This window comes from Klebsiella variicola (assembly GCF_000828055.2).
GTDB classification, from domain to species: domain Bacteria; phylum Pseudomonadota; class Gammaproteobacteria; order Enterobacterales; family Enterobacteriaceae; genus Klebsiella; species Klebsiella variicola.
The window spans coordinates 1,058,710-1,072,278 of record NZ_CP010523.2 but is presented as its reverse complement, the minus strand read 5'-3'; the positions used below and the strand labels follow the sequence as shown (position 1 = coordinate 1,072,278).

The 13,569-nt window shown below is 59.2% G+C and carries 13 protein-coding genes; 10 read left to right on the top strand and 3 right to left on the bottom strand.

Translation table 11 applies throughout. The annotated features are described in order from the left end of the window. Positions 1-32: 32 nt before the first annotated feature. Positions 33-1,742: a thiamine pyrophosphate-requiring protein gene (locus SP68_RS05105; protein ID WP_040968829.1), complete on the top strand. Its 1,710-nt coding sequence runs from the start codon at positions 33-35 to the stop codon at positions 1,740-1,742. A 39-nt stretch (positions 1,743-1,781) separates the two neighbouring features. On the opposite strand, the gene SP68_RS05100 is transcribed toward SP68_RS05105, so the two are convergent. Beyond that, positions 1,782-2,075, bottom strand: a complete 294-nt coding sequence (locus SP68_RS05100; protein WP_016161711.1) for an Rdx family protein — start codon at positions 2,073-2,075, stop codon at positions 1,782-1,784. A 215-nt stretch (positions 2,076-2,290) separates the two neighbouring features. Between SP68_RS05100 and SP68_RS05095 the strand changes: the two genes are divergently transcribed. The 9 genes from SP68_RS05095 (at position 2,291) to mutS (ending at position 12,723) form a co-directional block, all read left to right on the top strand. Continuing rightward, a complete protein-coding gene (locus tag SP68_RS05095; protein ID WP_040968830.1) occupies positions 2,291-4,654 on the top strand; it encodes a TonB-dependent receptor domain-containing protein in 2,364 nt (787 codons plus the stop codon). Positions 4,655-4,725: 71 nt separating this feature from the next. Next, positions 4,726-5,757 carry a hemin-degrading factor gene (locus SP68_RS05090; protein WP_040968831.1) on the top strand — a complete coding sequence of 344 codons (1,032 nt, stop codon included), beginning with the start codon at positions 4,726-4,728 and terminating at the stop codon, positions 5,755-5,757. Beyond that, positions 5,754-6,572 (top strand): heme/hemin ABC transporter substrate-binding protein, encoded by an 819-nt coding sequence (locus SP68_RS05085; RefSeq protein ID WP_012540746.1) that lies wholly within the window; start codon positions 5,754-5,756, stop codon positions 6,570-6,572. Before SP68_RS05090 ends, SP68_RS05085 begins: the two co-directional genes overlap by 4 nt. Continuing rightward, on the top strand, positions 6,572-7,567 hold the full coding sequence (locus SP68_RS05080; protein ID WP_012967344.1) for a FecCD family ABC transporter permease: 996 nt from the start codon (positions 6,572-6,574) through the stop codon (positions 7,565-7,567). Before SP68_RS05085 ends, SP68_RS05080 begins: the two co-directional genes overlap by 1 nt. Beyond that, positions 7,560-8,339 (top strand): heme ABC transporter ATP-binding protein, encoded by a 780-nt coding sequence (locus SP68_RS05075; RefSeq protein ID WP_023298138.1) that lies wholly within the window; start codon positions 7,560-7,562, stop codon positions 8,337-8,339. The genes SP68_RS05080 and SP68_RS05075 overlap by 8 nt, the downstream gene beginning before the upstream one ends. A 278-nt stretch (positions 8,340-8,617) precedes the next feature. Next, positions 8,618-9,100, top strand: coding sequence for an Hcp family type VI secretion system effector (locus SP68_RS05070; protein WP_002915094.1), 483 nt, complete (start codon positions 8,618-8,620; stop codon positions 9,098-9,100). Positions 9,101-9,111: 11 nt separating this feature from the next. Further along, entirely contained in the window at positions 9,112-9,561 is a 450-nt protein-coding gene (locus SP68_RS26040) for an STM2901 family protein (RefSeq protein WP_004188736.1), read from the top strand. Continuing rightward, positions 9,546-9,893, top strand: a complete 348-nt coding sequence (locus tag SP68_RS05065) for a DUF1493 family protein (RefSeq protein ID WP_008806210.1) — start codon at positions 9,546-9,548, stop codon at positions 9,891-9,893. The genes SP68_RS26040 and SP68_RS05065 overlap by 16 nt, the downstream gene beginning before the upstream one ends. A 268-nt stretch (positions 9,894-10,161) precedes the next feature. Next, positions 10,162-12,723 (top strand): DNA mismatch repair protein MutS, encoded by a 2,562-nt coding sequence (gene mutS / locus SP68_RS05060; RefSeq protein WP_040968832.1) that lies wholly within the window; start codon positions 10,162-10,164, stop codon positions 12,721-12,723. Between the two features lie 118 nt (positions 12,724-12,841). Here the strand turns inward: mutS and SP68_RS05055 are convergent, their stop codons facing one another. After that, the gene (locus SP68_RS05055; protein WP_002915097.1) at positions 12,842-12,994 is read right to left on the bottom strand and encodes a Hok/Gef family protein; all 153 of its coding nucleotides are present in this window, start codon (positions 12,992-12,994) and stop codon (positions 12,842-12,844) included. Between the two features lie 337 nt (positions 12,995-13,331). Further along, positions 13,332-13,568 carry a non-oxidative hydroxyarylic acid decarboxylases subunit D gene (locus tag SP68_RS05050; protein ID WP_002915098.1) on the bottom strand — a complete coding sequence of 79 codons (237 nt, stop codon included), beginning with the start codon at positions 13,566-13,568 and terminating at the stop codon, positions 13,332-13,334. Position 13,569: the final 1 nt, after the last annotated feature.

The following is a 13,569-nucleotide window of genomic DNA, read 5'->3' as shown; positions in this document are numbered from 1 at the left end:
TCGCGATTACACCGCGTGAATACGGAGAGAATATGGCCTCTATCACATTATCGGCTGCTGAACTGTTACTGCATCGGCTACAGGCGCTGGACGTGGCATATATTTTTATTAACTCGGGCACCGATTATCCGCCAGTTATTGAAGCCTGGGCAAAGGCCCGGGCGACCGGGCAAAAGGTACCCGAGCTGGTGATCTGCCCGCATGAAAACGCCGCCATCGGCATGGCGCACGGCTACTACCTCGGCACTGGCAAGGTGCAGGCGGTAATGGTTCATACCAACGTCGGGTTAGCCAACGCCGCCTGCGGTGTCATCAATCTGGCGAACAGCAATATCCCGGTGCTGATTTTTGGTGGTCGCACGCCGATTAGCGAACATTCCCACTTCGGCTGCCGCAATACGCCGATTGGCTACGGCCAGGAGATGCGCGACCAGGCGGCGCTGATCCGTGAATCCGTGAAGTGGGATTTTGAACTGCGGCTGGCCGATCAGATCGGCGAGCATGTTGACCGGGCCTGGGCGATTGCCAGCTCCCTGCCGAAAGGGCCGGTCTACCTGAGCTTACCGCGCGAGCCATTGTGCGAGACCTTTGCTATTGATGAGGCCGCACTGCAGGCCGGTCCTTCGCAGCAGCCGGTCCGCTATGCGCCAGTCCGGGAAGATATCGCCCGGGCCGCCGAGGCAATCGCCTGCGCCAGGCATCCCGTCATCTTCGCCCAGCGCGGCGCCCGAACGGCGGGTGGCTTTGCGCGACTTAATAGCCTGGTGCGCGAATGGGCGATCCCATTGGTGGAATACTGGGGTACCGAGGTGACCCTGAGCGCCGATAACCCACTGCTCGCCGGGGCTGATCCCAGCGCCTGGCTCGCCGACGCCGATGTGATTCTGGTGGTCGACTCGCAGGCGCCATGGATGCTCGCCGAGGGCGACTGTCGCCAGGACTGCACCGTGATCCAGATGGGCCCCGATCCGCTCTTCTCCCGCTACCCGGTACGTGGCTATCGCGCGGACATCAACCTGGCGGGCGAGACCGATGAAGTCTTCAGCCTGCTGGAAGAGGCGCTGCGCCCGCTGCAGGCCGCCCGCCAGCAACATGTGGCGGAGCGGGCGGCATATACGCAGAACCGCATCCAGCAACAGAAAAACCAGCGCGACGCGCTTCTCCATGCCAGCCAGACCGGGGTCATTACCAAACCCTGGCTCAGCTACTGCCTCGGCCATCTGGCGAATCAACACCGCGGCCGGATCGTTTCTGAGCTGACCACGCTGCCGCAATTTGCCGGGCTGATCCATGCCGAGAGCTATTACCAGGAAGCGCTGGCCGGCGGCCTGGGCGAAGCCCTGCCTATCGCGCTGGGGCTGCAGCTTGCGCGCCGGGAAGAGCTGATTATTGCCGCCGTCGGCGACGGGTCGTACCTGTTCGCCAACCCTGCGGTCTGCCACCATATTGCGGAGGTAATGAAGCTCCCTGTCCTCGTCGTGGTCGGAAATAACGGCGGATGGGGCGCCGTCGCGGGCGGCACCAAAGCGCTCTACCCGGACGGCTACGCCGCCCGCGCGGAGACCATTCCGGCCACCGCCTTTACCACCTCGCCGGATTTCGCCGCGATCGCCGCCTCCAGTCGCGCGGCGGCCCTGTCGGTTTCCCGGGCCGAAGATCTCCCCGGCGTGCTGGAAGAAGCGGTCACCCTCATACGCACCCGCCGACAAAGCGTGCTGGTTGACGTGCAGTTAGCCCGCTAACGGCTTCTCCTCCGGGCGCTTGTCGCCCGGAGGGGGTTGTCACCCCTTCTGCTCACCTTTATCCACATGGCCCAGCGGCTTCTCCGGGAAACAGACATCGCGCACCCGGCGTTTCAGCTCGGCCGCATCCGGAAAACCGCCATCCTGCTTGCGCTCCCAGATCTGCTGACCGTCGACATCGATCGTGAAGATCCCGCCGGTCCCCGGCACCAGCGTCACCGAGGCGATGTCGGTGCTGAAGGTATGTAACAGCTCCTGCGCCATCCAGCTGGCGCGCAGCATCCAGTTGCACTGGGAACAGTAGGTGATGGTGATGGCCGCTTTTGAGTTCATCGTCGTCTCGCTAAGTCTGAAAGGGCAAATTGTAAACAAAGTGCAGTTTAAATGAAGAACACATGATTATTTTGTTGCAAACGATAATACCTATCATTACCATTCGCAATCAATAAATGGAGTAAGACCCCATCCGCAACGGAAAAGACGGAGCAACCTGCAACTCTGGAAGTAACGCGTGAGCCGATACTAATAACGATCAAGGCGTGGCGACTATGTACAAATCGACTCCGTCAGCAGCATGGTGTAAAAAACGCCTGCTGGTGACCTCTTTGCTTGCAGCAATTTATCAGACTTCTGCCATCGCAGCAGACACTTCCGCCGTTAGCGGCGAGGCGGTGGATGACACCTCGGAACAAATGACCGTCACCGCCCCCGCACCGGTGCAGAAAGCCGGTAGTGAGCACAGCATCAGCGCCCAGGAGCTGGAGGATAAAGGCGCTAACGATTTCGGCTCGATCATGCGCTATGAGCCGCTCATCAGCGCCACCGGGGCCAGCGGCGGCTCCGGCAACGGCAAAAGCGGCTTCGACCGCGGAGGCTACACCGGCTACAACATTCGCGGTATGGAGAGCAACCGCGTCGGCATCGACGTAGACGGTATCGCGCAACCCAACGCCACCGGCCGCGGCTACGTCGGCCGCGCCGGGCTCAACACCTTCGGCATCGGCCGCGATTATATCGACCCGTATATGTACGGCAGTGTGGATATCCAGTCCGGCGCCACCTCGACGGAAACGGCCAACAGCGCTATCGGGGGAAATGTCTCCTTCCGCCCGAAATCGGCAGATGATTACCTGCGCCCGGGCAAGACCAGCGCCTTCGGCTACCGCAGCGGTTACGACTCTGCGGATCGCAGCTGGCACAACGGGGTGACCGTCGCCGGCGGCGATGAGTTCCTGCGCGGAATTTTGGTCTACAGCCACCGTGACGGTCAGGAAACCGAAAACAACAGCGGCACCGTCGACGCCTACCCGGCGAACTGGCACTCCGATGCGTTTCTGGCCTCCGGGATCTGGCAACCTAACGATGAACACAAGCTGACCAGCACCTTCGACTATTACCATAAAACCAACCACACCCACTACGATACCTGGGACTCCAGCGGCAACAGCACCATCGGCACCGCCAACCAGACCAGCCAGACCCGGCGCTGGGGCCTGAGCCTGAAGGATGACTGGACGCCGATGAACGACTACCTCGACAGCGTCTCCACGAAAATCTACTACCAGCATACCGAAGCCCATGACTGGACTTATATGCCGGACAGCGTCACCCGCAGAATGCAGACGGTGAACTCCAACTACGATACCGACACCTGGGGCCTGCAGACCGCGCTGGCGAAAACCCTGGGCCGCCACGATCTGAGCGCCGGCTTCAACGCCAGCACCAGCAAAACCCAGCGACCGTTCAGCCAGTCGCCGATCCCCAGCGTTTACAGCGAGATCATGCAGCCGGAGGCAGACAGCCGCAGCTACACTCTCGGCGGCTTTGTCCAGGATAAGATCAACTTCGACCTTGATAGCCACAACTTCGCCATTATTCCCGGCGTGCGCGTGGTGCATCAATCGACTAAGCCGGAAAATCTGTCCGACCTTGCCGCCAACAGCAGCGTACTGACCGAATCGTCGGTGGCGAATCTGTACGGCAAAAACAGCGATACCCAGGTTCTGCCGTCGTTGACCTTCCAGTACGACCTCACCCCGCGCCTGATGACCTACCTGCAGTACCAGCGCGGCGCGCAGTTCCCCAACGCCAGCCAGCTGTATGGCTCCTGGAACCTTGGCTCCAGCTACGCCGGCAGCCAGCAGTATGCCCTGATCGGCAATACCGATCTGAAGACGGAAACCAGCGATAATCTCGAGTGGGGGCTGAAGGGGGAAGTCACCGAAGGCATCACCGTGCGCACGGCGCTGTTCTACAACAGCTATAAGAACTTTATCGCCTATACGCGCTATACCCGCGCCAATAATCCGGGCCAGTTCACGAATGTGCCGTCGAACATCTACACCATTTATCAGGCGGAAAACCGCGATAAAGCCTATATCTACGGCGGTGAGATCAGTACCAAATTTAACTTTGGCACCTGGTTTGAGCAGGTGAACGGCCTGAGCACCACCCTCGCCCTCGGCTATAGCGAAGGGAAATCGAAATCCAGCTACAGCGGCGATAAATACGTCGACCTCGACAGCGTGGCGCCGATGAAAGCCATCGTCGGCGTGGCGTGGGACGATCCGGCGAAACGCTACGGCACCGCCCTGACGGCGACCTTTGTCAAAGGGAAACAGGCGACCGCCACCAACCGCGAAAGCTACAGCAACAGCGGGTCCGCCATTACCGATGCCAGCAGCGACTATATGCGCGTGCCGGGCTACGGCATGCTGGACTGGACCGCGTACTGGCAGGTGGCGAAAAACGTGCGCCTCAATGGCGGGGTCTACAACCTCACCGATCGTAAATACTGGGATTACCTGAGCAGCCGCAATATCGAGACCGGCACCAACCAGGACGCCAACGATAAAGCGCTGGCGGTGATGCCGGGCCGCACCTGGCAGCTGGGCGTCAACGTCGACTTCTGATTGCCCGAATAATAACGCACCTGCCCCCGGCCCGCCGGCCGGGGATATTCATCGTCGAGAAGGATATGATTATGCCAAATGCACACCCTGACCTGTGGCAGCGCTACCAGGCCACCAAAGCGGGCAGTACCGCGAAATATGCCCGCGATATTGCCGCGGAAATGGGGATCAGCGAAGCCGAGCTGACCGCCGCCCGCCTCGGCCATGATGCCGTGCGCCTGAGCGATGACGCCCGAGCGCTGATTGCCGATCTGGAGCGCGTCGGCGAAACCAAATGCATCTGCCGCAACGAGTATGCCGTGCATGAGCAGGTGGGCCAGTTCACGCACCAGCACCTCAGCGGCCACGCCGGGCTGGTACTGAACCCTCGCGCGCTCGACCTGCGTCTGTTCCTCAGCCAGTGGGCCAGCGCCTTCCATCTGAACGATAATGGCCGCCAGAGCATCCAGTTTTTCGACCACCACGGCGACGCCCTGCTGAAAGTCTATGCGACCACGCAGACCGACATGGCGGCCTGGGACACCCTGATCGCGGAACATCGGGTGGCGGCGCCGGCACCGCTGGCCCTGCGCCCGCTGGAGCCGGTGAAATATGCCGATACCGCCGACGGCGCCGCCCTGGAGAACGACTGGCGCGCGATGACCGACGTTCACCAGTTCTTCGGTCTGCTGCGTAAATATCAGCTTTCCCGCCAGCAGGCTTTCCGTCTGGTGAGCGACGACCTCGCCTGCCGCGTGGATCGCCATGCGCTGCCGTCGCTGCTGGAGACGGTGCGCCAGGAAGGTAATGAAATTATGATTTTCGTCGGCAATCGCGGTTGCGTGCAGATCTTCACCGGCGCCCTGGAAAAGCTGGCCCCCATGCGCGGCTGGCTGAATATCTTCAATACCACTTTTACCCTGCATCTGCGCGAAGAGAGCCTCGATGAAGTGTGGGTGACCCGTAAACCGACCTCAGATGGACACGTCACCAGCGTCGAACTGTTCGCCAAAGACGGCACCCAGATTGCCCAGCTCTATGGCCAGCGCAGCGAAGGCCACCCCGAGCAGGCACAATGGCGCCAGCAGGTAGATCGTCTGACCCGTGAAGGACTGCCCGCATGATGCGCTGGTTACTGCTCTTCATCGCTTTCCCGCTGCTGAGCCACGCCGCCGTTGAGCGACTCGTCACCCTCGGCGGAGATGTCACTGAGATCGTCTATGCCCTTGACGCGGAACAGAGCCTGGTGGCGCGGGACAGCACCAGCAGCTGGCCCCCGGCGGCGCAAAAGCTGCCGGACGTCGGCTACCTGCGACAGCTGAACGCCGAGGGGATCCTCGCGTTACGCCCGCAGCTGGTATTAGCGAGCGCCCAGGCGCAGCCCTCGCTGGTCTTACACAAAGTACAGGCGAGCGGGGTGAAGGTGGTTAACGTGCCGGGCGGCGAAAGTCTGTCCGCGATCGATAACAAAGTGGCTGTCATTGCCGAAGCGTTAGGCAAAACGGCGGCAGGCGACGCGCTGCGCCAGCAGCTTCAGCAACAGATCGCCGCCATTCCCACGCAGCCGGTTGCTAAGCGGGTGCTGTTTATTCTCAGCCACGGCGGAATGAATACCCTGGTGGCCGGACAGCACACCGCGGCCGATGGCGCCATTCGCGCCGCCGGGCTGCAGAACGCGATGCAGGGCTTCGACCACTATCGCGCCATGTCGCAGGAAGGGGTCGCCGCCAGCCAGGCGGATCTGGTGGTGATCTCCGCCGATGGTCTCAAAGGGATGGGCGGCGAAGCCGGGCTGTGGAAACTGCCCGGTCTGGCACAGACCCCGGCGGGGCGTCATAAACAGCTGCTGACGATCGACGATATGGCCCTGCTCGGCTTCGGGCCGCGCACACCGCAGGCGATAATCGCGCTGCGAAACAAAGCGGAGCAGTTGCCCTGATGCGCCCTGCCCTCGCCCCCCGTTTGCTGTTGATGACGCTGCTGCTGGTCTCCCTGACGCTGTTTGCCACCACCCTCGGCGCTATGCGCTTGCCGCTGGTCAACCTGCTGCCTTCCGGGGATGAGATGCTGCGCCACATCTGGCTGAGTATCCGTCTGCCGCGGGTGCTGCTGGCCCTGCTGGTGGGCGCGGCGCTGGCCCTCTCCGGTTGCGTGATGCAGGGGCTGTTTCGCAACCCGCTTGCCGACCCGGGCCTGCTGGGCATCAGCAGCGGCGCCGCGCTGGCGGTGGCCAGCTGGCTGGTGCTTCCGTTCTCCGCTACGGGGCTGATCGCCCTGTACATGCCGATGCTGGCGGCGTTTATTGGCAGCCTGGCGGTGATGGTGGTGATTTTCATCCTCAGCCGGGCGGAGGAGGGTTCGCTGTCGCGCCTGCTGCTGGTGGGGATCGCCATCAACGCGCTGTGCGGCGCGCTGGTCGGCGTCCTGTCCTGGCTGAGCAATGACGCCCAGCTGCGCCAGCTGTCGCTGTGGGGAATGGGCAGTCTGGGCCAGGCCGAATGGCCGACGCTGCTGGTGGCCGCGACCTTGATTATCCCGGCGGCGCTGGCGGTGTGGTGGATGGCGTCCCGCCTCAATCTGCTGCAGCTTGGCGATGAAGAGGCACACTATCTCGGGGTGAACGTGCAGGCGCTACAGCGCTGGCTGCTGCTGTGCAGCGCGGTGCTGGTGGCCGCCGCGGTGGCCATCAGCGGAGTCATCGGCTTTATCGGCCTGGTGGTGCCGCACCTGATGCGCCTGTGGCTGGGACCGGACCATCGCGGACTGATCCCCGGCTCGCTGCTGGCCGGCGCAATCCTGCTTCTGCTGGCCGACACCCTGGCCCGCACCGTGGCGGCGCCGGCGGAGATGCCGGTCGGTCTGCTCACCAGCCTGCTGGGCGCCCCCTGGTTTCTGTGGCTGGTCTTTCGTCGGGAGAACTCCAGACATGGTTAATGAATATTGCGCCCAGGGGCTGTCACTTCACCTTGGTAAACGACAGGTTATCGACAACGTCTCCGTCGCGCTGCGCGGCGGCGAGATGACGGCGCTTATCGGGCCGAACGGCGCCGGGAAATCCACTCTGCTGCGGCTGTTGACCGGCTATCTGACTCCGGACAGCGGCACCCGCCGCCTTGCAGGCAAGCCGCTGGAGGCCTGGTCCCCCGAGGCGCTGTCGCGCCGTCGGGCGGTCATGCTGCAGCGAACGGCCCTGCAGGCCGACTGGACGGTGGAAACGGTCATTGCCATGGGACGCGCACCGTGGGGCGCGACGGCAGATCCGGCGGTGCTGGCGGCGGTGATGGCCGTCACCGGCTGCGATGGCCTTGCCGGTCGCCGCTATCCCGGCCTCTCCGGCGGCGAGCAGCAGCGGGTGCAGCTGGCCCGCTGTCTGGCGCAGCTGTGGCGCGACGGCGCGCCGCAGGGCTGGCTGTTTCTCGATGAGCCCACCTCGGCGCTGGATCTTTACTATCAGCAGCACCTGCTGCGTTTGCTCAAACGGCTCACCGCCGGCGGGCAACTGCATGTCTGCGTGGTGCTGCATGACCTTAACCTCGCCGCCCTGTGGGCCGACCGCATTCTGCTGCTCCACCAGGGCCATCTGGTCGCCCAGGGCACGCCGCAGGAGGTGATCCAGCAGCCGGTTATCCATCGCTGGTACGGGGCGGATGTCCGCCTCGTCCAGCACCCGGACAACGCGGCCCCCCAGGTTTATCTGGCGCCATAATCCCCGCGCGGCGCAACTGGAATCCGGATCGCGCCGCGCTTACGCTTTCTGGCAATAATTGCCTGCATTATATTATTGAGGGTCATTTATATTTAAAATCTATACCAATGGCGTAATAACCCAATGAAATATTTACGACAGCTATTTTTAAATATAAACCATCATTATAGAGAAGATATTTCCCGTATTAATCCAAAAACGACACATTGATTATTTACTGCGCTTAATCAACTCGATACACTGTTTTCTTACTAATGATAATAGAGGGAAGAAGAAGCATGGCTATTCCAGGTAATATGTGGATATACGACGACGGTGGGGCACTAATCAAAGGTGGTTGTGATGTTGCAGACAGGGAGTTCAGCATCGAATTTAAAGGGTTTCATCACAATCTCTCCATTCCCACTGATAATGCCACTGGCAAGCCTACCGGCACTCGTCAGCACTCACCAATGATCATCGTTAAAGAATTCGACTATTCCAGTCCATACCTCTACAAAGCAGTAGCTACTGGTCAGAACCTGAAATCTGCTGAAATCAAATGGTATAAAATCAGCGATGCTGGTCAAGAAGTGGAATACTTCAATATGCTACTTGAAGGCGTCCGAATCGTATCAATATCTCCTACAATGGCTTCCCCAGAAGACAAGAACAACAACCATCTTGAATCTGTCGAACTTAGATATGAGAAGATCACCTGGAAACATTGTGACGGAAATATAATTTTCACCGATGCCTGGAATGAAAGACAAACAGCATAATAGATGAGCAAATGGATACGACAGAAGAACTAAATGGAACCTATTTCTATCACGGACAATCCAATCTTTCGGCTGGTGAACTTTTTGATGTCATTTTTCTTGAACAATTTTGTGACGAACTTGGCATTGGTATTGAATCTGGTGCCGCTATCCTCGCCGGGCAACCTTGGCTAAAAACCAGAACAAAGCCAGGAGAGGCAATAAAAGGAACAAGTGTTGTTTCTAAATATGGAAGGATGCTTCTGAGAAATGCAAAAACTCCATTTGGTATTAGGGTTCCTACACCCGTTGGTGTAAGAATGAGAAAAACGAATAGTCTTGCTGCTGTTATCGCCCGTTATGTTCCGTGGTTAGGTTGGATAGGACTTGTAAACTCAATTTATCAAGTTTCAAGAAAAACTCAGGAAAAATACAACCTAATAGCTCGCCCCAAAGACCGTATACAATGGACATCCTTTTAATGAAAAGCATTCAAGATCAGGTTTTAGACTTGTTTAAAGATGAGATCTCAACCCGTTTAGATAAAAATTGGAAAGAAATCCCATTGGAACTTGATTATGACTTATTTGATGCTCCCGGCGACGATCTGCATGACGCTTTAAATAAATTTGAACAAAAATTTAATGTTGATCTTTCCAGTGTTAAATGGTCGTGTTATTTCCCTTGGGAGAATACTCCAATGCTAACTCGGTGGTTTAAAGTAAAACGAGAAGATGTAGAAAAAACGCGTAAACCTTTAACCATCAAAATGTTTGCCGAATCAGCAAAAGCAGGTAAATGGCTTTACGACTAGCAACCACAAGCCGTTGTCGTAACGAGGTCTGCGGCCAGAAGGCAGAACAACATCGACGGCGAACGTAATGTATGAAGACGATCGCGTGGCGGCGGTTCAATCACTGTGACGGTACCCCGCCCCCTCTGCAACTGGAATCCGGATCGCGCCGCGCGCTTTCGTCGGTTTCCCTCACCTGCCCATCTCCGTTATCATGTCTCATCCATGTGATAACGACGACAACTACAAAATCGCAGCCATTTCAAATCAGGGATCTGGATAACACCCCATGAGCACAATTGACAATCTCGACGCCCACACGCCGATGATGCAGCAGTATCTCAAGCTGAAGGCGCAACATCCTGACATTCTACTGTTTTACCGGATGGGGGATTTTTACGAGCTATTTTATGACGATGCGAAACGCGCGTCGCAGCTGCTCGATATCTCGCTGACCAAGCGCGGCGCCTCCGCGGGCGAACCCATCCCGATGGCCGGCATCCCCCACCACGCTGTGGAGAACTACCTCGCCAAACTGGTCAATCAGGGCGAGTCGGTGGCCATTTGCGAGCAGATTGGCGATCCGGCCACCACCAAGGGACCGGTCGAGCGTAAAGTGGTGCGTATCGTTACGCCGGGCACCATCAGCGATGAAGCGCTGCTGCAGGAGCGCCAGGACAACCTGCTGGCCGCCATCTGGCAGGACAGCAAGGGCTTTGGTTACGCGACGCTGGATATCAGCTCCGGGCGCTTTCGCCTGAGTGAACCGGCCGACCGCGAAACCATGGCGGCAGAGCTGCAGCGTACTAATCCGGCGGAACTGCTGTATGCGGAAGATTTTGCCGAATCGTCGCTGATCGAGGGCCGCCGCGGTCTGCGCCGTCGCCCGCTGTGGGAATTTGAAATCGACACCGCGCGCCAGCAGCTTAACCTGCAGTTCGGCACCCGCGATCTGGTCGGCTTCGGCGTGGAAAACGCCCCACGCGGCCTGTGCGCCGCCGGCTGCCTGCTGCAGTATGTCAAAGACACTCAGCGCACCTCGCTGCCGCACATCCGTTCCATCACCATGGAACGCCAGCAGGACAGCATCATTATGGATGCCGCCACCCGCCGTAACCTCGAGATCACCCAGAATCTGGCCGGCGGCACCGACAACACCCTGGCCTCGGTACTCGACTGTACGGTGACGCCGATGGGCAGCCGGATGCTCAAGCGCTGGCTGCATATGCCGGTCCGCGATACCGCCGTGCTGGTGGAGCGCCAGCAGACCATCGGCGCGCTGCAGGAGCGCTATACCGAGCTGCAGCCGGTGCTGCGCCAGGTCGGCGATCTGGAACGTATTCTGGCGCGTCTGGCGCTGCGTACCGCCCGTCCACGCGATTTAGCCCGCATGCGTCATGCCCTGCAGCAGTTGCCGCTGCTGCGTGAGCTGCTGGCCGACGTTGACCGTCAGCCGGTGCAAAAATTGCGCGAGAAAATGGGCGAGTTCACCGAACTGCGCGAACTGCTGGAGCGCGCGGTGATTGACGCGCCGCCGGTGCTGGTCCGCGACGGCGGAGTCATCGCTCCGGGCTATAGCGAAGAGCTGGACGAGTGGCGGGCGCTGGCCGATGGCGCCACCGATTATCTCGATAAGCTGGAGATCCGCGAGCGCGAGCGGCTGGGCCTCGATACCCTGAAAGTCGGCTACAACGCCGTCCACGGCTACTACATCCAGATTAGCCGCGGCCAGAGCCACCTCGCGCCGATCCACTACGTGCGCCGCCAGACGCTGAAGAACGCCGAACGCTACATTATTCCTGAGCTGAAGGAATACGAAGATAAGGTGCTGACCTCCAAGGGCAAAGCGCTGGCACTGGAAAAACAGCTTTATGACGAACTGTTCGACCTGCTGCTGCCGCATCTCGCCGACCTGCAAACCAGCGCCAGCGCGCTGGCCGAGCTGGACGTGCTGGTCAACCTGGCGGAACGGGCGGAAACCCTGAACTACTGCTGTCCGACCTTTAGCGATAAGCCGGGCATTCGCATCAGCGAAGGCCGCCATCCGGTGGTCGAGCAGGTGCTGAAAGAGCCGTTTATCGCCAACCCGCTGCAGCTGGCGCCGCAGCGGCGGATGCTGATCATCACCGGGCCGAACATGGGCGGTAAAAGTACCTATATGCGCCAGACCGCGCTGATTGCGCTGCTGGCCTATATCGGCAGTTACGTCCCGGCGCAGAAGGTGGAGATCGGGCCCATCGATCGCATCTTTACCCGCGTCGGCGCGGCGGATGACCTGGCCAGCGGCCGCTCGACCTTTATGGTGGAGATGACTGAAACCGCCAATATCCTGCACAACGCCACCGAGCATAGCCTGGTGCTGATGGATGAGATTGGCCGCGGCACGTCCACCTACGACGGGCTATCGCTGGCGTGGGCCTGTGCGGAAAGTCTGGCCAACAAAATCAAGGCGCTGACGCTGTTCGCCACACACTACTTCGAGCTCACTCAGCTGCCGGAGAAAATGGAAGGCGTCGCCAACGTCCACCTCGACGCGCTGGAGCACGGCGATACCATCGCCTTTATGCACAGCGTGCAGGACGGCGCGGCCAGCAAGAGCTATGGCCTGGCGGTCGCCGCGCTGGCCGGGGTGCCGAAAGAGGTGATCAAGCGCGCGCGGCAGAAACTGCGCGAGCTGGAGAGCATCTCGCCCAACGCGGCGGCGACCCAGGTCGACGGCACGCAGATGTCGCTGCTCGCCGCCCCGGAAGAGACCTCGCCTGCGGTTGAGGCACTGGAGAATCTTGATCCCGACTCCCTGACCCCGCGTCAGGCGCTGGAGTGGATCTACCGTCTGAAAAGCCTGGTTTAGCCACCCATTAAGGTGAAAAACGGCAGCGCCGCTCAGCGCTGCCGTTTTAACAAACTAAAAATGGGTGCTAGAGGATGCGTCCTGACAACCCATACGCGGGGTTGCCCCCGCGCGGATGCTACTTCTTCGATTCGTAAGCGAGAACAGCTTTAAACTCAATATTACGCTCTTTAATACTCAGCTCGCATAGTGAGCTGTGCACCAACAGCGTAAATCCCAGTACCGTAATACAGAGTACGATGATTGCCACAAGGGCATATTTTGTCAGCATATCTTGCCTCCCTGCAAAGAAGAGACTAACATCTGAATTGTCTATGTTCATTCGCTAGCCTCAGTTGATAGAAATATCTCCTGGGGCTTTCGTCTGTCTGGGGTCCTGGTAATGCTCAAGGCCAGACAGCCTCAAGCACCCGCCGCTATTCTATACTCGTCATGGCGTGAAATTTATCTGCAAGGAATTAATCAGACGGATTTTATAATAATCTGGAAGCAGGCTCGCAAAGTCATCCCAGTATATTAACCCCTCACGTAATCTTTTAATTTAATGAAAAAATAGCTTCCATAATTGTACTAAATATAAAAAGGCCCGACTTAGCGGGCCCCTTTTATTAACGCTTATCTTCCGGCAATAGCGGCGGTACGTGTGGCACCTGCGGTGCCTCATCAATATCTTTCTGCGTCATGCGGAACGCTTCCGGATAGTGTTCGCGACTGGTGCGACGCAGCGGCTCGGTATCTCGCCAGGTGTAAAGACAGTGCTGGCACTGATACACGGTCCAGACCCCTTTCACCGGCGAGGTCGCCATGACTTCAATCTTTTCATCGGCGCAACGTGGACAAATCATC

What these genes read in the sequence shown, in the direction of transcription:
- SP68_RS05105 (WP_040968829.1), top strand. Translation starts at nt 33, where the DNA reads ATGGCCTCTATCACATTATCGGCTGCTGAACTGTTACTGCATCGGCTA.
- SP68_RS05100 (WP_016161711.1), bottom strand. Translation starts at nt 2,075, where the DNA reads ATGAACTCAAAAGCGGCCATCACCATCACCTACTGTTCCCAGTGCAAC.
- SP68_RS05095 (WP_040968830.1), top strand. Translation starts at nt 2,291, where the DNA reads ATGTACAAATCGACTCCGTCAGCAGCATGGTGTAAAAAACGCCTGCTG.
- SP68_RS05090 (WP_040968831.1), top strand. Translation starts at nt 4,726, where the DNA reads ATGCCAAATGCACACCCTGACCTGTGGCAGCGCTACCAGGCCACCAAA.
- SP68_RS05085 (WP_012540746.1), top strand. Translation starts at nt 5,754, where the DNA reads ATGATGCGCTGGTTACTGCTCTTCATCGCTTTCCCGCTGCTGAGCCAC.
- SP68_RS05080 (WP_012967344.1), top strand. Translation starts at nt 6,572, where the DNA reads ATGCGCCCTGCCCTCGCCCCCCGTTTGCTGTTGATGACGCTGCTGCTG.
- SP68_RS05075 (WP_023298138.1), top strand. Translation starts at nt 7,560, where the DNA reads ATGGTTAATGAATATTGCGCCCAGGGGCTGTCACTTCACCTTGGTAAA.
- SP68_RS05070 (WP_002915094.1), top strand. Translation starts at nt 8,618, where the DNA reads ATGGCTATTCCAGGTAATATGTGGATATACGACGACGGTGGGGCACTA.
- SP68_RS26040 (WP_004188736.1), top strand. Translation starts at nt 9,112, where the DNA reads ATGGATACGACAGAAGAACTAAATGGAACCTATTTCTATCACGGACAA.
- SP68_RS05065 (WP_008806210.1), top strand. Translation starts at nt 9,546, where the DNA reads ATGGACATCCTTTTAATGAAAAGCATTCAAGATCAGGTTTTAGACTTG.
- mutS (WP_040968832.1), top strand. Translation starts at nt 10,162, where the DNA reads ATGAGCACAATTGACAATCTCGACGCCCACACGCCGATGATGCAGCAG.
- SP68_RS05055 (WP_002915097.1), bottom strand. Translation starts at nt 12,994, where the DNA reads ATGCTGACAAAATATGCCCTTGTGGCAATCATCGTACTCTGTATTACG.
- SP68_RS05050 (WP_002915098.1), bottom strand. Translation starts at nt 13,568, where the DNA reads ATGATTTGTCCACGTTGCGCCGATGAAAAGATTGAAGTCATGGCGACC.